The 23,466-nt window shown below is 45.0% G+C and carries 24 protein-coding genes; 11 read left to right on the top strand and 13 right to left on the bottom strand.

Annotated features, from left to right (window positions below):
• Positions 1-4 precede the first annotated feature (4 nt).
• The 3 genes from VRU48_RS13150 to VRU48_RS13160 form a co-directional block, all read right to left on the bottom strand.
• The gene (locus tag VRU48_RS13150; protein WP_330108376.1) at positions 5-1,639 is read right to left on the bottom strand and encodes a M56 family metallopeptidase; all 1,635 of its coding nucleotides are present in this window, start codon (positions 1,637-1,639) and stop codon (positions 5-7) included.
• A gap of 2 nt (positions 1,640-1,641) precedes the next feature.
• Positions 1,642-2,004, bottom strand: coding sequence for a BlaI/MecI/CopY family transcriptional regulator (locus VRU48_RS13155; protein WP_330108377.1), 363 nt, complete (start codon positions 2,002-2,004; stop codon positions 1,642-1,644).
• Positions 2,005-2,217: 213 nt separating this feature from the next.
• Entirely contained in the window at positions 2,218-3,000 is a 783-nt protein-coding gene (locus VRU48_RS13160; protein ID WP_330108378.1) for an O-methyltransferase, read from the bottom strand.
• Positions 3,001-3,041: 41 nt separating this feature from the next.
• Between VRU48_RS13160 and VRU48_RS13165 the strand changes: the two genes are divergently transcribed.
• A complete protein-coding gene (locus VRU48_RS13165; protein ID WP_330108379.1) occupies positions 3,042-3,899 on the top strand; it encodes a transglutaminase-like domain-containing protein in 858 nt (285 codons plus the stop codon).
• A 30-nt stretch (positions 3,900-3,929) separates the two neighbouring features.
• Here VRU48_RS13165 and VRU48_RS13170 read toward each other — a convergent pair whose 3' ends face one another.
• The 5 genes from VRU48_RS13170 to VRU48_RS13190 form a co-directional block, all read right to left on the bottom strand.
• Positions 3,930-4,841: an alpha/beta hydrolase gene (locus VRU48_RS13170; RefSeq protein WP_330108380.1), complete on the bottom strand. Its 912-nt coding sequence runs from the start codon at positions 4,839-4,841 to the stop codon at positions 3,930-3,932.
• 155 nt (positions 4,842-4,996) lie between these two features.
• Positions 4,997-5,539: a hypothetical protein gene (locus VRU48_RS13175; RefSeq protein ID WP_330108381.1), complete on the bottom strand. Its 543-nt coding sequence runs from the start codon at positions 5,537-5,539 to the stop codon at positions 4,997-4,999.
• A 7-nt stretch (positions 5,540-5,546) separates the two neighbouring features.
• A protein-coding gene (gene prfB, locus VRU48_RS13180; RefSeq protein ID WP_330108382.1) for a peptide chain release factor 2 occupies positions 5,547-6,621 on the bottom strand; the annotation gives its coding sequence in 2 pieces (ribosomal slippage) (positions 5,547-6,560 and positions 6,562-6,621; 1,074 coding nt in all).
• Between the two features lie 30 nt (positions 6,622-6,651).
• Positions 6,652-7,956, bottom strand: a complete 1,305-nt coding sequence (locus VRU48_RS13185) for an amidohydrolase (protein WP_330108383.1) — start codon at positions 7,954-7,956, stop codon at positions 6,652-6,654.
• A gap of 28 nt (positions 7,957-7,984) precedes the next feature.
• The gene (locus VRU48_RS13190) at positions 7,985-8,500 is read right to left on the bottom strand and encodes a DUF937 domain-containing protein (protein WP_330108384.1); all 516 of its coding nucleotides are present in this window, start codon (positions 8,498-8,500) and stop codon (positions 7,985-7,987) included.
• Between the two features lie 153 nt (positions 8,501-8,653).
• Here VRU48_RS13190 and pgi point away from each other — a divergent pair, with 153 nt between their 5' ends.
• From pgi to VRU48_RS13240, 10 genes are all read left to right on the top strand, one after another.
• Positions 8,654-10,300: a glucose-6-phosphate isomerase gene (gene pgi / locus VRU48_RS13195; protein WP_330108385.1), complete on the top strand. Its 1,647-nt coding sequence runs from the start codon at positions 8,654-8,656 to the stop codon at positions 10,298-10,300.
• A 96-nt stretch (positions 10,301-10,396) separates the two neighbouring features.
• Complete coding sequence (locus VRU48_RS13200) at positions 10,397-11,263, top strand: AraC family transcriptional regulator (RefSeq protein WP_330108386.1); 867 nt, start codon at positions 10,397-10,399, stop codon at positions 11,261-11,263.
• Positions 11,264-11,333: 70 nt separating this feature from the next.
• Positions 11,334-12,386 (top strand): hypothetical protein, encoded by a 1,053-nt coding sequence (locus VRU48_RS13205; RefSeq protein WP_330108387.1) that lies wholly within the window; start codon positions 11,334-11,336, stop codon positions 12,384-12,386.
• Between the two features lie 194 nt (positions 12,387-12,580).
• Positions 12,581-13,138: an RNA polymerase sigma factor gene (locus VRU48_RS13210; RefSeq protein WP_330108388.1), complete on the top strand. Its 558-nt coding sequence runs from the start codon at positions 12,581-12,583 to the stop codon at positions 13,136-13,138.
• Positions 13,135-14,316: a hypothetical protein gene (locus tag VRU48_RS13215; RefSeq protein ID WP_330108389.1), complete on the top strand. Its 1,182-nt coding sequence runs from the start codon at positions 13,135-13,137 to the stop codon at positions 14,314-14,316. The genes VRU48_RS13210 and VRU48_RS13215 overlap by 4 nt, the downstream gene beginning before the upstream one ends.
• Positions 14,297-14,854 carry a YceI family protein gene (locus VRU48_RS13220; RefSeq protein WP_330108390.1) on the top strand — a complete coding sequence of 186 codons (558 nt, stop codon included), beginning with the start codon at positions 14,297-14,299 and terminating at the stop codon, positions 14,852-14,854. Before VRU48_RS13215 ends, VRU48_RS13220 begins: the two co-directional genes overlap by 20 nt.
• Positions 14,855-14,859: 5 nt before the next feature.
• Positions 14,860-15,801 (top strand): DUF5777 family beta-barrel protein, encoded by a 942-nt coding sequence (locus tag VRU48_RS13225; RefSeq protein ID WP_330108391.1) that lies wholly within the window; start codon positions 14,860-14,862, stop codon positions 15,799-15,801.
• Positions 15,802-15,813: 12 nt separating this feature from the next.
• Positions 15,814-16,278, top strand: coding sequence for a QcrA and Rieske domain-containing protein (locus tag VRU48_RS13230; RefSeq protein ID WP_330108392.1), 465 nt, complete (start codon positions 15,814-15,816; stop codon positions 16,276-16,278).
• A 145-nt stretch (positions 16,279-16,423) separates the two neighbouring features.
• Positions 16,424-16,954 carry a DUF4251 domain-containing protein gene (locus tag VRU48_RS13235; protein ID WP_330108393.1) on the top strand — a complete coding sequence of 177 codons (531 nt, stop codon included), beginning with the start codon at positions 16,424-16,426 and terminating at the stop codon, positions 16,952-16,954.
• Between the two features lie 69 nt (positions 16,955-17,023).
• Complete coding sequence (locus VRU48_RS13240) at positions 17,024-17,539, top strand: DUF4251 domain-containing protein (RefSeq protein WP_330108394.1); 516 nt, start codon at positions 17,024-17,026, stop codon at positions 17,537-17,539.
• Positions 17,540-17,550: 11 nt separating this feature from the next.
• On the opposite strand, the gene VRU48_RS13245 is transcribed toward VRU48_RS13240, so the two are convergent.
• The 5 genes from VRU48_RS13245 to VRU48_RS13265 form a co-directional block, all read right to left on the bottom strand.
• The gene (locus VRU48_RS13245; RefSeq protein ID WP_330108395.1) at positions 17,551-18,582 is read right to left on the bottom strand and encodes a glutaminyl-peptide cyclotransferase; all 1,032 of its coding nucleotides are present in this window, start codon (positions 18,580-18,582) and stop codon (positions 17,551-17,553) included.
• Between the two features lie 34 nt (positions 18,583-18,616).
• A complete protein-coding gene (locus VRU48_RS13250) occupies positions 18,617-18,979 on the bottom strand; it encodes a YraN family protein (RefSeq protein ID WP_330108396.1) in 363 nt (120 codons plus the stop codon).
• A 182-nt stretch (positions 18,980-19,161) separates the two neighbouring features.
• A complete protein-coding gene (dnaG, locus tag VRU48_RS13255; RefSeq protein WP_330108397.1) occupies positions 19,162-21,111 on the bottom strand; it encodes a DNA primase in 1,950 nt (649 codons plus the stop codon).
• Between the two features lie 95 nt (positions 21,112-21,206).
• Positions 21,207-21,872 carry an SGNH/GDSL hydrolase family protein gene (locus tag VRU48_RS13260; RefSeq protein WP_330108398.1) on the bottom strand — a complete coding sequence of 222 codons (666 nt, stop codon included), beginning with the start codon at positions 21,870-21,872 and terminating at the stop codon, positions 21,207-21,209.
• Positions 21,873-21,876: 4 nt separating this feature from the next.
• Complete coding sequence (locus VRU48_RS13265; RefSeq protein ID WP_330108399.1) at positions 21,877-23,445, bottom strand: serine hydrolase; 1,569 nt, start codon at positions 23,443-23,445, stop codon at positions 21,877-21,879.
• Positions 23,446-23,466 lie beyond the last annotated feature (21 nt).

The raw sequence follows: 23,466 nt of genomic DNA on the forward strand, positions 1-23,466 counted from the left end.
TGTTTTAATTATTCGGATCCAGGTTAAATCCGATGCCAAAGTTAGAAGGCGCATTCTTGTCGAACACCCTATAAAACCCGATTTTGTCTTTCGCATTTGGCTCGCCACTTGCTGTGCCACTTGGGCCATTTTTGCAGCTTACGGCAATTTCCAAATAACTGATCTTATTGTTCTCGAATTTGAGCTTGTTAAAAGACAAAGTGATATCCTTTTCCTTTAATTTCTCTTGATAAGCCTCTAACTCTTGCTTGGTTGTATTTTCGTCAATTAAGAGCACTATTTTTTCCTTGGTGATGTACAATCCTGCTTTCTGCTCAATAGGCCTTGCAATGCCGCTACCGGTTACATGTAGGTCTTGAACACTATTCCCCGATCTGGCCACACCAACTGACCTTGTTTGGCCTTGCAGGTTTCCAAGTGTTACGTCGTTTACAGTTCTTCCAACGCCGGCAACTCTCACATTGCTTATATCATCGGCTTTTGCAACAACTACCACATCATTTCTAGAATCGACCACCCGGTCAATGGTACCTCTAACCAATCCGCCCCTAACTTCCGAAACCTGTCCGCCGCTACCCCCTGTTGCACTGCCTATCACCCTCACATCGTTTACCGCAACGATATCAGTTGCAGCTGCGCCTGCCTTAGTTCGAGCTTTGAGGGTTCCATTGCCTTTTAAAGTAATATTCTCCGTTTTTACTTCATCAGCTCTGTTTACGCGCAACTCTTTTACAGGTACGTTTTTGGTTTCGATTACTTTCTCCTGCGCATAGACTATGTTTACGGCAAAGCCCCAAACCAGTCCGCTTGCTATTGGCAAGGCCAATACATAACTTAACTTTTTCATGTTTTTTGATTTTGATTGGTATAACATTTTTATTCTTTCCTTAATCGGACTTTTCACAAAGTTGTGCACCAGCGGGTCGCCGTATTCCTGCACGGCCAGTTTTAAGAGCAGACCGGCATAGGGCCTGGTGCCATAGCTGTAAGAAGTTGCGGCATCTGCCTCATACTCGTGCAGCTGTTCCAGCTCTTTGGCATAGTAATAGACAACCGGATTAAACCACAGTACCGCTTTGGCTATATGCAACAATAGCTTATCAACCGAATGGTATTGCCTGGCATGCACTTCTTCGTGTTTAAGCAAGAGGCTAAATTCTTCGGCGGTTAATTGCTCGCCACCTATAAATACATAGTTGAAGAAAGAGCAATTGGTAAAACCAGCGTTTTTATGGATCAGCTTTAAACCTCCAACACGGTTATAAACATTGGTATGCTTAAGCAATTGCAGCAACCGCCATAAGGTTAGGGCCAAAAGCGCAACGACAATAATAGTGTACAGCATGCTGAGCCATAGCATCCAGTTTACGCTGGAGGCCGTTGTTGCCGCTGTAGCCGCCATGGGCTGTACCTGCGCACTTGGCAATACCTCTTGTGTACTGGCCTGCAATACGATGGGTGGCAACACCTTTTCTATCTCTACATTTAAGGCAGGGATAACAAAGCTCAGCAACAAGCTAAACAAGAGGTAAAATCTGTTTGCCCTAAAGAAAGTAAGCTTCCTGAGTGCCACTACATAAAAGGCAAAAAACAGGGCCGAGCAGGCGCTTACTTTTAAGAGATAGAGGAGCCATTCCATAATCAGGATTTTTTATTGATCAACGCTTTTAATTCTTCAATATCTGCTTCGCTCAGCTTTTCTTCCTTCACCATAAAAGAAAGCAGGCTGGCCGGCGAGTTGTCGAAATAGCCCGAAAACATTTTCGAGAAAGTGGTTTTGGTATAATCTTCCTTGCTGATGGCCGGAAAATATTCGTAGGTTTTGCCATAGGCCTTGTAGTTGACATAGCCCTTTTTCTCCAGCAGCCTTACGATAGACGAAATGGTATTATAGGGAGGCTTCGGCTCTTCGTCGAGCTCTTCGATGATATCTTTAACAAACGCCTTCTCCAACTTCCACAGCACCTGCATGATGCGTTCTTCTGTTTTGGTTAATTCTTCCATAACCTAAACTTACAACTGATTTTTCAGTTATACAACTAAAAAATCAGTCTTTAAAAGTAAATAACTGAAAATCAATTAAATAATTTAATCAAAAGAGGCTAAAGAGGTGGAGGGCAGAAAGGTGGAAGGTAAAAGACTAAAGCTGAAAGACTAAAGACTGTGGTACTTTGGCTTCGGACACCAGACTATCAACTATGGACTATGGTCTATAACCTAAAACTTCAGCTTAAAATGCTCCTTGGCCTGCCCTTTTCTGAAATAAACCAGTCCGATCCAGAACAAATCGACCGTTACGGTTACATCAGGATGGTTTTGAATGGTGGCCCAAGCGTTTTTCATGCCTTGGCTCCAATAAATATCGTCGAAAATCAAGAGCGAATTTTCGTGCAGCTTAGGCAAACACCAGTTAAAATAGTTGAGCGTAGCTTCTTCGGTATGGTTACCATCGATGTATACAAAATCCAATCGGTCGGCTTTGGCGATAGCTTCGGGCAACAAATCGTTAAAATTGCCAACCTGCAGTTCCACATTCTCGAGACCGAGTTCCTTAAAATTCTGTCCGGCAACAGATGCTGTTTGTGGACAGCCCTCTATGGTTAATATTTGGGCTCGGGGTTGCGCTTTGGAGAGGTAAGCTGTGGTAATGCCCAGACAAGTTCCCAACTCGATGAGGTTTTGGGGCTGCTGACTGGCCACCAAGCGATAAATAAGCTGCGCCAAACTAGGGCTTTTCAGCGCATTTTTGGCAATTTGGCTGATCTTTTTGGTACGGTTCTTATTCAGATGCGAACCCGCGCCGAGATCGGTTACGGTAATCAAGTTATCGTCATGCAAAAGTTTTTTTCGCTGCGCTTCTATGCTCTTGTATGCTTCTTTTGCAGAAAAGTCGTAAATTACCTCATCAGCGAGCTTATATACGAAAGGCGAATGGGTACCATGCCTGCTTTTGGCAGTCAATCGATGCTTGAGGTAATCGGCGATAAATGTAAAAACCATAGCGGCAAAAATAAGCAAACAGAAATTGTAATTGTACTTTAATGGAAAATCTTGCAGAAATCAGCGCATTGGTCAAATTATTAGACGATCCGGATGAGGAGGTGTACCAGCATGTGCAGCAACGTCTGCTCGAATACGGCAACGAGGTCATTACTTATCTGGAAAGTGCCTGGGAGCAATCGCTTAACACCGTACTGCAAGAACGCATTGAAAACCTGGTGCACGCCATACAGTTCAACAGCGTAAAAGAAGACCTGAACCTTTGGTATCAAAGTGGCGCTTTCGACCTGTTGCAGGGTGCTATTGTGATTAACCGCTACCAATATCCCGACCTCGACGAACAAAGCATCATCAATCAAATCGAAGAAATCAAGCGCGATATTTGGGTGGGTTTACAGTACGAGATGAGTTCGATTGAAAAAATCAAATTGATCAACCATGTTTTTTACAACCAATATGGCTTTAGCGGCAATACCAAAAATCACCATGACCCGCAAAATTCTTACCTGAGCCAGGTGTTGGAAAGCAAGAAGGGCAATCAGATTTCGTTAGCCATTATTTATGCCACGCTGGCCCAAAAGCTCGATATCCCGGTTTACGGGGTTAACCTGCCACAACATTTCATATTGGGCTATATTGACGAGAGCAATGCCGACAAGGAATATGGTGTTCTTTTTTACATCAATGCTTTTAACAAGGGTGCCATTTTTGGCAAGCACGATGTAGACCAGTTTCTGCGTCAGCTTAATTTAGAGCCTCAGCCTGGCTTTTATTCGCCTTGCAGCAATACGGAAATCATCAGGCGTATTATCCGCAATCTTATTTCGGCCTACGAAAACCTGGGCGCTACCGAAAAGGTGGAAGAATTGAAAGAATTGCAGGAAATCCTGTCTGAATAAATCCGCAATCGGATAACTATCGCAGCCCGATTAAAGCCACTTGTTTTGTTGCATCCAGCTTTTCAGGCTTTCAAACCAATCTTCTTTGGTGGTTCTGTTGTACAGGCCAAAGCCATGTCCGCCTTCTTGGTAAATGTGCATTTCGGCAGGCACTTTGTTTCTGGCCAAGGCTTCATCGTAAAGCAGGCTGTTTTTTACGGGTACCGTACCATCATTGTTGGCATGCACCAAGAAAGTAGGTGGCGTAGCGCCGTTTACCTGCATTTCTGACGAAAAATAACGGCGTTGCTGTGGTGTAGGCTGATCGCCCAAAAGATTTTTAACCGAACCTGTGTGGGCGTATGGCCCGAAACTGATAACCGGATAGATGAGCACCGAAAAATCGGGTTTTAAGCTGATATTCTCCTGATTGCCTATTTTCATGTCGTTGTAATGCACGCTCAAGCTCGAGGCTAAGTGGCCACCGGCCGAAAAGCCCATCACCCCGATCTTGTTTGGCGAAATGCCCCAAACTCCGGCATTTTTTCTGACCAGGTAAATGGCTTGCAGGGCATCTTGCAAAGGTGCCAACGATTTGTCGACCATAATGGCATCGTTTGGCAGGCGATATTTAAGCACAAATGCCGTAACACCCAATTCGGCAAACTTTTTGGCTACCAAAGTCCCTTCTTTATCAAAGGCTAAAATGCCATAGCCACCACCCGGACAAATAATTACTGCCGTTCCGTTGGCCTTGGCTGGCGTAAAAACAGTAAGCGTAGGATTGGTTACCTTGCTGATGCGCAATACGCCATCGGTGCCTGTTTCGGTGCTTTCCTTAAAATCGGCAGGTGCTGGTTTCGAACCTGGAATGGTGGCATTGTAAAGCGGAATAACCTGCTGGGCCTTGGTTTGTGTAAAAGCTGTCAAGATAAAGTAGGCAAGTAAGTAGATCTTTTTCATCCAATTCAATTATAGACCATAAACTTACGTCTTTAAACTAAATGAACCAATATTTTTACATCCTGACAAAGCACCTATACCTTAAACAATTATGAATAAATCAGTTAGCAAATAGTTAACCGTTTAAACAACCTCAATAATTAGGCATGAAACTATTATTTGATTTCCTTTTGGCTTCTTCTCAAGTAAGATAACAATGCTTGGTAATCCTCATTGGTCATCAATCTAATTGGAATAAATATCGAACTAGACGAAAATTCGATTATCCTAATGAAATCCTTGCAAACCTGAAAAGAAGTGACCAACCTCCATTTTATCAGATGCCTGTAATCAGCAGTTGCCTCTTCAATACCTTCATCATTAATAATTATTGTTTTAAGGTTAGTTTGACGATACAATAAATCCAGGCTGGAAACTGTTGCTGTCCAGAAACGCCCTTTAGCAGCCGATAATCTTATTAAAATTAAACCGATAAGAAAAGAAAAAACCAGTCCTCCTTTCCAAAAAATGCCTTTATCAATGGTATTTTTGGAAGGCGAAACTTCTGCCAGATAATAAAAATAGGCGTAGCAGACTACTCCGAAAACCAAGAGAAACAAAATTGTTTTTTTAAATTTCTTGCTATAAGCCTTGAATACCAACTGACTAGTTGCTAACGAAGTTTCTTTTGCTTGATTATCCTGAATAATGATGTTCATTCTTAACTTAAAACTCCATTAAATAAGCCTTCAAAAAATCGTTGATGTCACCATTGAGTACCGCATCCGGATTGGAAGTCTGGAAATTGGTACGATGGTCTTTTACCCGCCTATCGTCCAATACATAGCTTCGGATTTGCGAACCCCACTCAATTTTTTTCTTGCTGCCTTCAATCAGTGCCGTGGCTTCCATGCGCTTGCGCATTTCGATTTCGTACAATTGCGATTTCAGCAAGCGGATGGCATTCTCCTTATTCTGTAGCTGCGACCTCGATTCCTGGTTCTTGATGATAATGCCCGATGGTTTGTGGTATAAACGCACGGCGGTTTCTACCTTGTTTACGTTTTGTCCGCCAGCACCACCAGCCCTAAAGGTTTCAAATTCTATATCGGCCGGATTCACATCGATTTGTATCGTATCATCAACCAAGGGATAAACATAAACCGAAGCAAAAGAGGTATGCCTGCGGTTATTGCTATCGAATGGCGAAATACGCACCAGGCGATGTACCCCGTTTTCTCCTTTCAAATAGCCATAGGCAAATTCGCCCATAATTTCTATCGTGACCGATTTGATGCCAGCCACCTCGCCCTCGGCATAATCCTGCTCGGTAACCTTGTAACCGTTCTTCTCGGCCCACATCAGGTACATCCGCAACAGCATACTGGCCCAGTCGCAGCTTTCGGTACCTCCTGCCCCAGCGGTAATCTGCATCACGGCTGGCAATTGGTCTTCCTTGCTGTTCAGCATGTTTTTCAGTTCCAAATCTTCGATCACCTGTAAGGCAACGGCATATTGCTCGTCCATTTCCTCCTCGCTGGCATCGCCGCTTTGCAGAAAATCGTACAACACGGTGGTATCTTCTACCACGGCATTAGCTTTGGTAAAGCCTTCGGTCCATTTTTTCTTGGTGCTGATTTCGGCCAGAATAGCCTCGGCCTTTTTAGGGTTGTCCCAGAAATCGGGAGCCAACGTTCTTTTTTCTTCTTCGCTTATCTGATATAATAATTCATCAACGTCAAAGATGCCTCCTCAGAGAAGCTAATCTATCTCTTAAATCCTGTAACTGGTCTTTAGTCATGCAACAAATATAGAAATGATTGTGGGAGTATCACTTTTTCATCGACAGATAATCCAATGTAAGGTTACACAAAGCTTTTACGCCCAAGGCAAAGCCGCTTTCGTCGATAAAGAAATCGGGCGTATGGTGCGATGGTGCTTTTAAAGGATCCTCGCCTTTGGGCATGCCACCCAAAAAGAAAAACAGACCGGGCACTTTTTCCTGATAGAAAGAAAAATCTTCGGCACCGGTTACGGGCGCTTTCAGTTTTACATTGTCGGCGCCGGCTGTAGCCTGCAAGCTGGGCAACATTTTTTCGGTCAGCGCCAAATCGTTAAAAGTAACAGGATAATGGTTGCTGTAAGGAATTTGTACTTCTACCTTGGCACCTGCGGCCTCCCCGGTTTTAATGGCAATGGTTTTGATGCGATCGATGAACATCGCCTCGTCGGCTGCGGTAAAATTCCTCACCGTGCCTAGCATTTCTACCTTTTCGGGGATGATGTTAGACCGCACGCCACCATGAATAGCGCCAATGGTAACCACACCCGGATTTTCGGTAATGTTCAGGTTTCTGCTCACAATGGTTTGCAGGTTGTTTACGATCTGCGCGGCCACCACAATCGGATCGATGCTGCTCCAAGGGTAAGCGCCATGAGCCTGTCTGCCTGTAATGGTGATCTTCATGTCGTTAACGGCCGCCATGGTACCGCCCGGGCGATAGGTCAATTGACCGACCGGCGTTTGCGAGTTGATGTGCAAGCCAAAAATAGCGTCGACCTTTGGATTTTGCAGTACGCCTTCTTTAACCATGAGCTGTGCGCCGCCTTCTTCGCCTGCGGGCACGCCTTCTTCTGCCGGCTGAAAAATGAATTTAACCGTACCGGGAATATCTTTCTTCATGCCAGCCAAAATTTCGGCCACGCCCATTAAAATAGCCATATGCGAATCGTGGCCACAGGCGTGCATTACGCCTACTTCCTGATCGTTATAGGTTGTTTTTACTTTCGAAGCAAAGGGTAGGGAGTTTCTTTCGGTAACCGGCAAGGCATCCATATCGGCACGCAAAGCCACTACCGGGCCTGGCTTGCCCCCAACCAAAATACCCACCACACCGGTTTTGGCCACACCGGTTTTCACTTCCATACCCAGCGACTGCAGGTGCTTGGCAATAATGCCCGCCGTACGCACTTCGTTATTGCCCAGTTCGGGGTGTTCGTGAAAATCGCGACGCCATTTGATTACCTTTTCGGCCAAGGCATCTGCCTGCTTGGCAACGGCCGTTTGGCGGGCCGTATTTTGGGCAAATAGCCATAATGGGGCCATCAAAAGCCCGGAGAGCAAGATTTTCTTCATATTGAGTATTAAAATATAGGAATAGGCACTAATTAAATAGTCCTTTGAGTTTATCTACAATACCACCACCCTCGGCTTGTCCGTCGGCATTGGGCGCTTGATTGCCTCCATTAAACATGCCCATCACATCGCTCAGGTCAAACTTTCCGTCGCTGCCACCAGCCAGTTTGCCCAAAACATCCTGCAGGTTAAAAGAGCTGTCGTTCGGGTCGTTGGTTTTTTGGGTAAGCTTACCGATGATCGAAGGAATAATGCTCGAGGCTACGTTTTTAGCAGTTTCGGCATTAATGCCCAAGCCACTCAGCTTATCTACAAAGCTGCCCGAAGCCTGTGCGGCAACCGCAGAGCCCTCGGCATTGCCCCCGTTAAAAATATCGGCCAAGCCGCTAAAGTTTCCAGACGAAACCTGTTCTTTCAAGCTTTCGAAAATAGAGCCCGATGCGGCTTCAATTACGGCTTCGTTATGTTCGTTTGGTATTTCGCTATTGTTTACAACAGCATCCTGCGCATTTTCGCGCACCAGTTCATTCAGATTTTCTAACATGGTTTAATTTTTTTAAGTTGATGGATTATATAAAACGATCGAACAATAGGCGGGCTGATTGGTTATTGAATATAGAAAAATTTCATGGTTTTTGAACATTAAAAGACAATTTAAATTGTTTGCTTTCTTACTTTTACAAAAAACATATATGCTATGCTTCCAACCATCAACTTTACCAAAACAGAGGCCTATAAATATTTGGCTGACCATTTTATAGCGATTAACCAACAAAGCATCAAGGATCTTTTTACCGAGGATACCGAGCGCTTTGCCAAGTTTTCGATTTTGTTCGAAGATATTTTGTTCGATTTCTCCAAGAACAGAATCAACGATACCACCATGGCCCTGTTGGTGCAGTTGGCCCGCGAATGCAAGCTGGATGAAGCCATTAAAGCCATGTACAGTGGCGAAAAAATCAACCAAACCGAAGACCGCCCCGTGCTGCACATTGCCTTGCGCAACCAAAGCAACGAGCCAATTTTGGTGGATGGCCAAGATGTAATGCCCGAAGTGAATGCGGTTTTGGCCAAAATGGAGAAATTCAGTCATTCAATTATTTCTGGCGAATGGAAAGGCTATACCGGCAAAGCCATTACCGACATTGTCAATATCGGCATCGGCGGTTCTGATTTGGGCCCCGTAATGGTTACCGAAGCCTTAAAAGCCTACAAAATCCGTTTAAACCTGCATTTTGTTTCTAATGTGGATGGTACACACTTAGCCGAAACCTTAAAAGCGGTAAACCCAGAAACGACTTTGTTTTTGGTGGCTTCTAAAACATTTACCACGCAAGAAACCATGACGAACGCCAACAGCGCCAGGGACTGGTTTTTGGACAGTGGCGCCAAAAAAGAAGATATTGCCAAGCACTTCGCGGCTCTATCAACCAATGCCAAAGACGTAGCCGCGTTCGGCATCGACACCGAAAACATGTTCGAGTTTTGGGATTGGGTAGGTGGCCGTTATTCGTTGTGGAGCGCCATTGGCCTGTCTATCTGTTTGGGCATCGGCTATGATCATTTCAAACAACTGTTGGCTGGCGCGCATGCCACCGACCAGCATTTCAAAAACACGCCATTTGAGCAAAATGTTCCGGTAATTTTGGGTTTGTTGGGCGTATGGTACATCAATTTCTTTAATGCCGAAACCCAGGCTATTTTGCCTTACGACCAATACCTACACCGTTTTGCGGCCTATTTTCAGCAAGGCGACATGGAAAGCAATGGCAAACACGTGGATAGAAACGGAAACGCCGTTGATTATGAAACCGGTCCGGTAATTTGGGGCGAACCGGGCACTAACGGACAACACGCTTTTTACCAGCTGATCCACCAAGGCACCCGTCTTATTCCTTGCGATTTTATAGCACCGGCACAGAGCCTCAATCCATTGGGCAACCACCACCCTATTTTATTGTCTAACTTTTTTGCCCAAACCGAGGCCTTAATGAACGGCAAAAGCGAAGAAGAAGTGATCGCAGAACTTAAAAAAGCAGGCAAATCTGAAGCAGAAATTGCCAAATTGGCTCCTTTTAAGGTTTTCGATGGCAATAGGCCAACCAATTCCATCCTCCTTAAAAAAGTAACACCTTACAGCTTGGGCAGCTTAATTGCACTATACGAACACAAAATTTTTGTACAGGGCATTATCTGGAACATTTTCAGCTTCGACCAATGGGGCGTTGAGCTGGGCAAGCAACTGGCACAAAAAATACAGCCCGAGCTAGTAGACGATAAACCGGTAAGCAGCCACGATTCTTCTACCAACGGCTTGATTAACCAGTATAAGAGCTGGAGATAGCAAAATCATTGCCAACGGCGTAAGCTGTTGGCAATGCTATAGGCCACAGAAATTGTATTTTTAACGCACCTCTAGCGCAAGCAGCTGTAAAAAGAAATGGCATCGGGCACCAAAGTTAAAACCTATCATTTTCTCCCCTATAAATATGGTTCAGAACTGCTATTGGATATTGGGCGCATCGAAACATTGAATAATTATGTATTAGACAGCACCTTACATCAGCTCAGTTTTTACGAAATTATTTTCATCGAAAAGGGAACGGGCACTTTTTCGTTAGATGAAAACAAGACGCCAATAAGCCCACGAACCATTATTTTCACCAGCCCCGGACAAGTGCGCCGTTGGGAAATTGAGGAGCCGGTAAGCGGCTATACCTTATTCTTTGAAAAAGACTTTCTCCATCTCTTTTTTTCGGACGAGCTATTCCTCTATCGATTTCAATATTTCCATCAATATTCGCGTCCAACCGATATGCAGCTTGCCGAACAGCCATTTGCGCAATGCCTCGAACTGCTATACGGCATAGAACGGGAGTTTGGGCAGCTTCAAAACGACAGCAACCATTTGATCAGAGCCATCCTCTATCAACTGCTCGTCGTTCTCAACCGAGATTATGCGGGTGTTTACAACGTACAAAGAGATACCTATGTCCACTCCGATTTTTATCGGTTTCGATCTTTGCTGGAAAAGAAATTTATGCACGACCGAAGTGTGGAAGCCTACAGCAAAATGCTGAGTGTGAGCCCGGGTTTTCTCAATAAAATCTGCAGGCAGTTTAGTGGCTTATCGGCCCAACAGATGATCCATTACAAGCTGATTTCGGCCATAAAAAAACAGCTTTATCAAAACAAATCGGCCAAAGAGATTGCCTACGAGTTTGGCTTTTCAGACCCTTCTAATTTTAACCGTTTCTTTAAAAAGCTGACGGGCATTACTCCCCAACAATACCGCAAGGAGATATAATTGACTATTTTAAAGTTAAAATGACCATTTTAAGAGGGTCAGCATGTTCTAATTTTACAGCAAAAAGAACATGATCAAATACACACTGAGCTTCCTATTGTTCACCCTGAGCGTGCTGTTGGTACAGGCCGAACAATTATATGTTAATCCACAGACCGGCAACGACGCCAATTCCGGAACAAAAACAAGTCCGCTAAAGACATTGCTAGAGGCCGCAAAACGCGTAAACCTCAACCAAGAGCGGGCATCAACCACCATCTTCCTCTCAGAAGGCGTACACTTGTTGACCCAAACCGTTGTATTTACCAATGATAAGTATACCCTTAAAAACCGTCTGGTTATTCGTGCAGCTGTTATGCCCGACGATGCCGATTGGACTCCACAAAAAATGCCCGTTGTTGTAACAGCGGTGCCACTGGTATCGGGCGTGGGTGGCGAAGAAGCCAAAGGCATACAACCAGAAGTTAGCCATGTAACCATTGAAGGCCTCCGATTTACCGGCAGTCCGGATTATTCTTACATGGACGGCAAGAACCTACGCCGCTCCTATCCGATATGGCGTGACGGCAAAAAACTGGACGATTTGCTCGTTTCGCAATGCCTATTTGCCGGAAATGTGGATGTATTGCCTTTACACGTGGGCGTAATAGCCAATGGTTATGGCCTGGTTATCGATCATTGCGTTTTCTTCAACTGCAAAAATCCCGTTGTTTTTTGGCAAACCGATGGAGGCACCGGCAGCCCTAATGCCATGCGCTACTCGTTGGTATACGGCTGTTATTTTAGTGGCGTTTGGACTACGCAAAGCACCAATGGCGATGATTTCGAATTCCATCACAACATCATCGCAAATAGCAGTACCGTATGGATAAGAGAAAAAGGAAGTACGCGCCACTACAAAGCTTCTGATTGCCTTTTTGCCGATTACAGCAATCTGGCAGGTTATGGAAGTGGCCCTTTAAGTGGCAACGATGCCACTTCAACAGATTTTCTGGAAATGAAAAACGTACAAACCAGCGGAAGCGTAAAAATTGAAAAAGACCAGAGCAAACGCAATTACCTGCAGCTAGCCGAAGGTTCGATGGGTTCGAATCTAAAGGCGGGACTTTTTAAAAAGAACTAATCGCAATAATAAATTGCATATTCCTTATTGAAAATCGCCAGCGCAAACTGGCAAGCACAAATCGCTATTCATTGAAAATTAATCAATGGGTAGCGATTTTTCATTTAAAGCAAATTTTTATTGCGTAAATTTCTATAGCAAGGCAACCCCAAGCTCATCGCCACCGTAACTGCATATAACTAAACAAAATTACTTTGCTTACACCCGAACTCATCAATGGCTGTATCAAGAAAGACCGGAAAAGTCAGAAGGAACTTTACCGGCTCTATTATGGCTATGCCATGAGGATCTGTTTGCGCTACGCCAAAAACAAAGACGAAGCAATTGAGTTGGTAAACGATGGTTTTATGAAGGTATTTACAAACCTGCAGCGCTACGACAAAGAACGCTCCTTTAATGCCTGGATCAGTACCATTATGATCAACACCTCGATAGACCATTACAGAAACCGGATAAAACAAATGGAAATGGAAGAACTTAACGCTAAGCACGAATTGGAAGATAGAGAGAATATTCTTTCCCATTTACACTATGAAGACCTGATCAGGTTGGTTCAAAAACTTTCTTATGCCTACCGGACGGTTTTTAACCTTTTTGCCATAGACGGCTACTCGCACGAGGAAATTGCCGAAATGCTTTCCATCTCGGTGGGCACCTCCAAATCGAATCTGTTTAAGGCAAGGGAAAATTTAAAAAAGATGCTGGCCGAGACCTTAGTCACCGATCAGCAACAAATGAGCTATCAAAAATGAAAGAACTGAACGATAAAGATTTTGACCAGGCTTTTAAAACACGGGTAACTGAAGAGTACCTGCAGTTTGAAGAAGAATCTTGGTTAAAGATGGAGAAAAAGCTCCAAAAAAGAGATCGGATGATCTGGCTGAGAAATGCCAGCATTATCTTGCTGTTTCTTTCGTTTGGTTTGGGCTTCTTCCTGTTCAACGGTCAAGAACAGCCTAAGCAACAAACTGCCCGCAAAAACAAACCCGAACAAACCCAAAAACCTGTGGTTGAGGCACCCAAACCGACAACCGAGCTGGCCCAAGCCCAACCGCTTGACCAAAAATCCGATTCGGCTACCCCAAACAACAAATTGCCAAAAGCACATCGGGCTACGGCAATCGCAACTACCGACAATAACGATAAGCCTCTTTCAGGCAACGCCATAGCCCACGTTACTCAGGCGCCTGCCAATGCCGTACCAACGGCAGCACAACCTGTAAAACCTGTCCAAAATGCCGAATTGACCGATCAACAGGTGATAGCGCAACTCACTTCGCCAAGCATCAATGTCGTTGATACAACAGACAATGTGGCCAAAAAGCCAAAAGCGAAACGTAAAATCCCGATTAGCCTGGCCATTAGTGCAGGTCCTGATTTTAACTCTACAAGCAGCTTGGTAGGTGGCAAGGGAACCGCAGCTTTCGGATTTACCGTTGGCGTGGGCATCAGCAAAAAAATAACCGTCCAAACCGGTGTGATTTATGGCGCCAAAAACTATACGGCCAGCAATTACGACTATAAATTCAGCAATCCGAATGTACAGAACAGCATTGCCCAAATCAATGCGGCTTGTAAGGTACTCGAAATTCCGTTGAGAGCCTCTTACCTGCTGAGCGATAACAAAAGCCGCAGCATTGAGCTGAACGGCGGACTATCTAGCTACCTCATGCTGAAAGAAGATTACGTGTTCAAATACACGGCCGCCAGTGGCAAAGCCGATAGGCTTACGCAAAAAACCAATGCCAATCAGCATTTCCTGAGCGTGCTCGACCTTTCGGCCACTTACAACATCAAACTGAACAGCAAATTCGGGTTCGGCATAGAACCTTACGTTAAAATCCCATTGGGTGGTATTGGCGAAGGAAGCGTGCCTTTAAAATCGAGTGGTGTATCCTTAAAACTGCGTTATGACCTCAACAAGAAATAAACTGGTTTGGGTGGCTTTGCTCTGCCTTGGCCTGATTGGAAAAGCCGAAGCCCAAAATTATGTGGGCAAAAGTTTGAAGATGACTATTTTCTCTTCTACCCCGGTTGAAGACATCAAAGCCGCAAGCACTTCGGCAAGTGCCGTACTGGTAGCCGATAAACAGGAGCTGGCGGTACAAGTGCCCATGAAAAGCCTCGAGTTCGACAAAAAGCTGATGCAGCAGCATTTTAACGAAAACTACATGGAAAGCGACAAGTACCCGATGGCCAAATTTAAGGGAACCATCACACCCCAGTTGGATTGGAGCAAAGACGGCGAATACCCCGTTACCGTAAAAGGCGTGCTCAATGTACATGGCGTTGACCAAAACCGCACAATAACGGGCAAAATAACCATCAAGGGCAATACTGTAAGCATCAGTTCGAGCTTTGAAGTAGCCTGCAAAGACCACCAAATCAAAATTCCGCGCCTTGTGTTTGCCAAAATAGCCGAAGTCATCAAGGTAACTATACAAGGTACCCTAGAGCCACTCAAATAAACGTTATGAAAAAGTCTAAGCTTTTAATTTACCTCATCTTGGTTTTGGCCTTGTTGGCCATGAGAGCTAGTGCGCAAACCGCCGAGACGCTGTTGGGCCAACTAGACAGCACCAAGAAGTTTAACAAGGTAGAAGCCACCTTTAAGGCAACGCATGTGGTACTTTCGCACTCTACCGAAACCCAAAAGAAACACGACCTCGATTTAAGGATCAGGCATCATTTTGGAGATATTGGGGGCGAATTTGGAAGCGCACACACGCTGTACGGCCTCGATGTGGCCACCGATCTTTTTATCGGGCTCGATTATGGCCTAACCGATAACCTGACCATTGGCTTTGGCCGCAGCAAGCACGACGAACTTTTTAACCTCTACGTCAAACAAAAGCTGTTGCAACAAACCAGCGACGGAAGCATGCCCATTAACCTCACGTTTTTGGCACAAGCAGGCCTGGTGGCCCGAAAACCATTTACCGACACCGAATTTGCCAATTATGGCAACAGGCTAAGCTATTTGATCCAACCTATATTTTCGAGGAAGTTTTCTCAACGCATTTCACTGGAGGTAATGCCTGCCTTCCTGATCCGCTCGGTAACTGCCGACCCTAACGACCCTAAAAACTTGTTTACCCTGGGTTTCGCCGGTCGGATTAAGCTCACCAAGCGGCTGTCATTTGTGGCCGATTACACCTTGGTTAACGGCCTATCGCGACCGAGCAAGCTGGCCGTCCCCCTATACAATCCTTTGGGCGTAGGGCTGGAGATAGAAACCGGCGGACACATCTTCTCGCTCAACTTCATGAATTCGGAATACATCAACGAAAACAGTTTTATAGCCAATACCAAAAAATCGTGGACCGACGGTGGCGTCCGCTTCGGCTTTACCATTTCGCGCAACTTTAGCCTTTTTAAATCTAAAAACCCCGATACAAAATCGACAATTTACTAAAACTATAATTTTATGGAACGGAATGAATTTATCAAATCCCTAGGGCTTGGTGTGGCCCTGGTATGCGCTGGAACTTGCCTTTCGGCCTGTGGAAGCAAGTCTAATGACCCTACGCCAAGTCCGGCAGGAGGCGGTGGTGGCGGAGGTGGAACGCCTGGTGCTACCGCAAGTATAGACCTTGCTACGCAACTCACCACGGTTGGCTCTTTTGTGGCAACAGGAGGTGTTTTGTTTATCAGATTGGCTGCTGGAAATAGTACTTCTTCATTTGTAGCCACCCAAGCGGCTTGTCCGCACCAAGGTGGCGCATTAAATTGGGTCCAAGCCAGCAACCTGATCCAATGCAGCCTGCATGCTTCGCAGTACACCTCGGGTGGCGCCATTTTAAGGCAGCCTAACGACGGGGGAACCACCAGCGCCCTCAAAGTTTACAACACGAGCATTTCGGGCACTATATTAACGGCTACCATTTCGTAGTTTTTAAGGTTGAAAGAAGGACGGAAGAAATATTTTCCGCCCTTTTTTCGTTTTCTTTATGGAAAATCGGTATATTATTAATCATATAGCTGATGTTGAATTTGTTATTCAGCACTGATTTAAGCATTAAATATACTTCATAATCATGAAATCATTTAAAACCTTAGTAGCTATGGCAGGTTTGGCTTTTTTGGCCACTACAGCCTTTGCCCAAACCGATAAAGCCACGACCCGCAAAATTGTGGAAGACAAGAACTATACTTTTGTGGCCACAAGCGCCACGCCGCTCAACGGGTCGGACATCAACAATATTTTATCGAAGATGCCTGGAGGAGGTGCCAATGGGGGCAACATTAACCTTACAGGCAGCAATTACGACGTACGCATTACCAAAGACAGCCTAGTTGCCTATCTGCCTTTTTACGGCAGGTCTTATACCGCGCCACTCAGCAATGAAGAAAGCGGTTTCAAGTTTACCAGCAAGAACTTTATTTACGACACCACCAAGCGCAAAAGAGGCGGATGGGACGTTAGAATCTACGCCAAAGACGTTAAAGATGGTCCGCAGCTAACCTTTAGCATCAGCGAAAGCGGTTATGCTACCCTCAGCATGGTGAGCAACAACAGACAGGCTATTACCTACAATGGCTACCTGAGCGAAAATAAAAGTAAATAGTCATTGCAAAAAATGCAGCTTATTTTCTAAATTGAACATACACAAATATTTAACCTTAATTGTTCAATCATGAAAACATTAAAAATCGCTGGATTGGCCCTGCTACTCTTATTCACATCGGTTTGCTATGCACAGATCGACTCAAATGCCATTAACCAAATTGTAAGTTCGAAAACCTTTTTGTTCAAGCCTACCCAAATGACTTTGGACAAAAAAGAATCAAACTATACGGCTGATAATTCATTGGGGAGTATAGACTTGAGCGCTTACATCTTTTACTTAAACGTAAAACCAGACAGTGTAGACATTTATATGCCTTCGCTACCAGATTACATCAAAGATGCTCAATTGCCCATGTTAGGCCATGTTAAGTTTGCCTCCACCAAATTTAACTATAGTAGCCGCAAGGCGAAGAATGGCGTGCTGAACATTAGCATCGACTGTAAAGACAACCCCTATTCGCACCCTTATCGCATCAGGTTAGCTATCAATAAACTTGGAGAAGTGACCAGTACAATAGATATGGGCTATGGGCGTACGATGACTTTATACGGGAAATTATTAAACACGACAGCAAAATCCTGATTTAAGCCGACCTACTCCGCCAATTTGATTTCATAAAGCTTGGGCCATTTTTTGCCAACCACAAAAAGGCGTTTGCCTTTGGCGTCCCAAGCAATGCCATTGAGCACATTGCCGTTCTGTTCGTCTTGTGTTTTAAAGAAATTTTTGGGCACTAGCGCTGTGAGGTCTATTTCGGCTTCAACTATGCCTGTTTTGGGATCAATGCGAATAATCTTATCGGTTTGGTATACGTTTGCATAGATCTTGCCGTCTATAAACTCGAGTTCGTTAAGCTGCTCAACCGGTCCTTTATTGTCGTATACCTCTATATAGCCTTCTTCCTGATAGGTATCGGCATTCATGAACCAGATGCGGTTGGAGCCATCGGTACGCAAAATCTTCTTGCCATCAAATGCCAGGCCCCAACCCTCTCGACTGAAAGGAAAGGTGGCCAACTGTTTAAATGTTTGGGCATCGAACACAAAGCCCGTGTTTTCCTTCCAGGTCAGCATAATGATTTTGTTGCCCAACTTCAGCGAACCTTCGCCAAAATATTGTGCTGGCAATTGGATCTGTTGCAGGGTCTTGCCCGTTTTTAAATCGACATATTTGAGTTTAGAGTTGCCATATTCGCCGGTACTTTCCAATAGTTTGCCCTCTACGTAGGCCAAGCCTTCGGTGTAGGCGCTGGTATCGTGCGGAAAGGTATTGACCACTTTATAGCTGAGCGGTTTGGGCGTTACGCCACTCGTTAAAATGATGTTGGTGGTGATGGTATCCTTCTTGCCGTCTTTGGTAACGATTGCCATTAAATTTTTATAGCCAAGCGATAGGCTGTCGCTTTTAATGCTGACAGGGCCAAAATGATCATGTAAGTAGGCCTTTAGCTTGCCATCAAGGTAATAGCTGATTTCTTCGACTTTCTCGCTTTTATCTATATCTAAATTTAAAGGGATCGGCTGACCAAGTACAATCTGCTGACCTTGCTGAGGGGCACTAAAAGTGATGTAGCTATCTTTGCCATCGGGTTTGCAGGAAGCCAGACAAAATAGTACAGCAAGCAAGACGCCGAGTTGAATACGAATGAGGTTATTGGTTTTAAAAGGGCCAAAATGCATCTTGAATATGGTTTATGGTATAACGGTTTGGTGTATCAAATAAAACGGCAACAATATCAAATCTCACTTCGCCCTGATGGTCCATCAGCTCCACATAAGCCGTTGCGGCCTGGATAAGCTGTTTTTGTTTGGCCTGGTCCACAAAATCTTCGGGTTGTCCGAAAGCGGTCGAACTCCTTGTTTTCACTTCTACAAAAATCAGCTGGCCATTTAAATAGGCTACCAAATCTAACTCTGCTTTTCCATGAATCCAATTTTCTTCGAGCAGCTCATAGCCCAAACCGATTAAATAGTTGGCGGCTATGACCTCGCCCCGCTTGCCTAAATCGTTGTGTGTAGCCATTGCTTTTGGTTCATTGGTTCACTAGTTCATTAGCTTATTGGTGGATTGGTTCATTGGCTGGTTAGTTCATTGGTGGATTGTCGAATTGTTGGATTGCTAAATTGTTAAATCGCTCAACTGTTGGATTGTTTAGCTGAAAATTGCCAACCGATAACTGCGAACTGGCAAGTGCCAACTAAAACCTATTTCACAATTACCGAACCCAGGTACTTCGAAATCTCCTTTTCTACGTTTTTGATAAAGGCATAGCGTTGCATCAGGATCTCCTGATTGGTGACGTCTTTTTCGTGCTTGATTTCCTGTAGCAAATCCAATAGGATCTTGTCTACCTTTCGTTTTTTGAGGTGATACAGGCCACCCAAAATGGTCGCTTTCAGGTTAACGGTTTCGTCGCGTACGTAAATGGTATGCTTGTTGTACCAGTTTTCGCTCAGCGTATAGGGCGAGGTAGACAAAGTGATGGCCAAATCGGCAATTTCACGGTCTTCGCTCTTGATAAACTGATTGGCGGTTGGCAACTGACCGTTTTCTATCTCGGTACGGTAATGATCGATGATTTTTTTGCAGAGCGGATTTTCGAACGTGACGTCGGTCAGGTTCTGCATAATGAACGATCCGATGTACATGTTATCGATTTTGTCCCAACTCACCAACTCATGTCCAAAAGCCAACAGCAAACGTACAATTTCCTTTTCCTGGCGTTCATCATCGGCCGAAAGCTGCACCGTAGCCTGATTGCTTGGTCCATCTTCGGCAAAAAGATCGTCGGGTGGCATGTCGGGGTGCACAGGCTGGCGGGAAGGCCCTGAAGAAGCGCTTTTCTTCAGCTTGGCCACACGCATGGTGTTGAGCTCGCTCAGCAAGATGCGTTCTTCGATGCCCAACAGGCCGCTGCATTCGCGCACAAAAACCGATGCCTTGATGTTATCAGGAATCTTGGCAATGCTTTCTACAATATCGCGGATGATGCCTGCCCTTTTAATCGGGTCTGTTCCGGCTTCGGCCAAGAGGATATTGGCTTTGTACAGGATAAAATCCTGACGTTTGGTTTCTACATAAGCCTTAAACTCGCCGGCGCCCACTTTATGCATGTACGAATCGGGGTCGTCGCCATCTGGAAAAGAAACCACTTTTACGTTCAATCCCTCTTCCAAGATCATATCCAAGCCCCTTAGCGAAGCTTTGATACCGGCCGCATCACCATCGTACAAAATGGTAATGTTTTGCGTAAAACGGCCAATCAAACGGATTTGCTCAATGGTGAGCGAAGTACCCGACGAGGCCACCACGTTTTCGATATTGGCCTGATGCACCGAAAGCACATCGGCATATCCCTCAACCAGGTAACAGTTATCCTGATCGCGAATGGCTTTTTTGGCATGGAAAAGACCATACAACACATTCGATTTGTGGTAAATATCGCTTTCGGGCGAGTTTACGTATTTGGGAACGTTTTTATCGGTTTTTAGGGTACGTCCGCCAAAACCGATTACCCTGCCGGTAAAGTTATGGATGGGGAACATCACCCGACCGCGAAAACGGTCGTACAGCTTGCCCTTGTCATTTCTGATGGCCAAACCCGTTTTCTCGAGGTATTCTTCGGTATGTTTGTTTTTGAGGGCATCTAAGGTTAAAGCATCCCACACATCGGGCGAGTAGCCTAGGTTAAACTTCTTGATGATGTCTTCCCTAAAACCGCGTTCCTTAAAATAGCTGAGGCCAATGGCACGGCCTTCGTCATTGTTCCACAGGTGATCTTCGAAAAAGTTCGCTGCAAATTGCGAAACGATATACAGGCTTTCGCGGGCATTTTGGGCCTCTACATCCTGATGGCTATCAACCGTTTCTTCAACCTCGATATTGTATTTGTTGGCCAGGAATTTGAGCGCTTCGGGATACGAATATTTTTCGTGGTCCATGATAAAGCGCACCGAATCGCCGCCTTTGCCACAGCCAAAGCACTTGTAAATGCCCTTGCTTACCGAAACGTGGAAGGAAGGTGTTTTCTCGCCGTGAAACGGACAATTGCCAATGAGGCTGGTACCGCGTTTTTTAAGGTGCACAAAATCGCCTACTACCTCTTCTATGCGGGCAGCATCCATTATTTTGTCTATGGTTTCGCGGTTGATCATTGTTCTTGGGGTTCGTCATTACGGAGAAGCCTGACAAAGCTAGCTAGCTCAAACAAACTGCTTTACTCGCTTTTCGCTTCGTTTACAATGACGATTTATTTAATAAAAGGCAACATTTGATCGGCTACAAATTGATTGCCGGCATCGTTCAAATGTACACGATCTCTAGTTAGCACGCCTTTTTCTAGGTCTTCAGTATTGTTTTTTGTTTCGTATTCGGTAAAGGCCTTTCTCAAATCGCAAAGTGGCAGGTTATTTTTAGCAGCCAATTCCCTAACGCCTTGTGCATATTTGTTCAGGTCGGCATCAGCTTCGTTGGTGCCGTCTTTTTTCTCGCCAATTACCGATGGGGTACATACCACCACCTTGGCACCGTTGGCCTGGATTTTATTGATCAGCGCTTGGTAAAACTTGAGGTATTTGTCGTAATCGGTACCGGTTCTGGCGCCCAGTTTATGCCATACATCATTAATGCCTATATAAATGATAACCAGGTCTGGCTTTTTGGCCAATACATCTTCTTCCATGCGCAGGTAAAGATCGTATACTTTGTTACCGCTAACACCTGCCCCAATCAGTTCGTATTTGTCTGGGTCTAATACTTTTTTCAACTGGTTGATGTAGCCATTGCCTTGCACGCCGGCTTGTGTAATCGAATCGCCAAAGAAAATTACTTTTTTGGGCTTTGCTTTCATGGCTATGCTTAAGGTTAAAATAAGGGCAACTGCAACTAGGCCAATTGGTTTGATGTGGTTCTTCATGTTGTTATTTTTTAGTGGTTAGCTTAAAGTCTAAGTCCTGAAAATCGAAACTGAAGTCGGTTAAAGGAGAAATGGCTTCCATTTTAAAGCCATCGGCCTTGCCTTCATTGCTCAGGCCAAAGTTAACAAAGGCGTCGGCATCCAAGCTCCTGTCGTACCACTTCACAATAAAGGTATTGCCTTTGTAATAGGTCATATCGCCTTTCAGCTTTGGTGCATTCTTGGCCTGGAAGTGCATTTTCCCGTTCACTTCGCTAATGGTTACTTCGCCAAACCAATCATCTTTAAACGTGCCCAAATAATTTTTCACGTCAGGCTTTGTGGTGGTTGCCTTTTGCGCAGCGGCAATATCGGCCCAAACCTTGTCTACGATTTCCTTGGCTTGCTTCTCGTTCCTCAAACGGTTATCGTTATACGCCTTGATGCGGTCTTGACCCTTAATGCCCAAGTAGCCGTCTTTAATGGAATTGGTAATGGAGTTAAAGGCTGCGCCCGATTGCTGATTGGTGAGCACGATAATACCCAGTTTCAGTTCTGGCAAAATGGTAACCTGGGTTACAATGCCCGAAAGGCCGCCGGTATGCGTAGCCTGGAAATTGCCGTTTACCGAGCTCAGGAACCAGCCCAAGCCATAGCTGCTGAAACTAGCCGGATTGCCACCAGCAATGATGGTTTGCGGGGTCCACAACTCTCTGGCTACCGCCGGACTGAACAGTTTCTTTTCGAGGTTGTCGCCGTATTTGCCTCCGTTGATCATGGCGGTTACCCACTTGCTCATATCGGTTACACTCGAGTAGATGCCTCCTGCGGCATTGGCAATTTCGCCAAAGCTGAGGCCTACCGGCAACAGCTTGCCTTCGTAGGGCGCATGGCCATCAATTACATTCGATTTGTCTTTTAAACGGTACCAAGAAGCCGCGGTTTTGTTCATGCCCAAAGGCTTGATGATCCTGCTTTCTATAAAATCTTCATAAGTTATACCCGAAACCCTGGCTACAACTTCGCCGGCTACAATGTACATCAGGTTATCGTAATCATATTTGGTGCGGAAAGAGGAAACCGGCTTTAAGAACCGTAAGTTATGGATGAGCTGTTTTTTATCAACGGTTGATGAATCTGGCCAAATCATCAAATCGCCAGCACCTAGCCCCAAGCCACTGCGGTGGGTCAGTAAGTCCCTTACGGTAAACTCGCTGGTTACAAAGGCATCGTACATTTTAAACTCAGGAATAACATCGGTAACCTTGGTATCCCAGGTAATTTTCTTTTCATCAACCAACATGCCCAATGCGGCGGCGGTAAAGGCCTTGGTGTTGGAGGCTACGCCAAACAGTGTGTTCTCATCAACTTTTTGATTGGTTTTGATGGAGCGTACACCATAGCCTTTGGCGTGGATGAGCTTTCCGTCTTTGATCACGGCCACGGCAATGCCCGGCACATCGAAAGTGGTCAGTGTTTTTTCGGCAACGCTATCTATTTGTTTGGAGCTGAGTACCTGCGCCTGCAAATTAGTGGCGAAAGCGCATAAGGCAAGCAGGCCAAGCCCGATGGTTAAGCGGTATTTAAAGTGCATGTTGTAACGGTTTAATGAATG

It is taken from the genome of Pedobacter albus (assembly GCF_036324255.1).
GTDB classification, from domain to species: domain Bacteria; phylum Bacteroidota; class Bacteroidia; order Sphingobacteriales; family Sphingobacteriaceae; genus Pedobacter; species Pedobacter albus.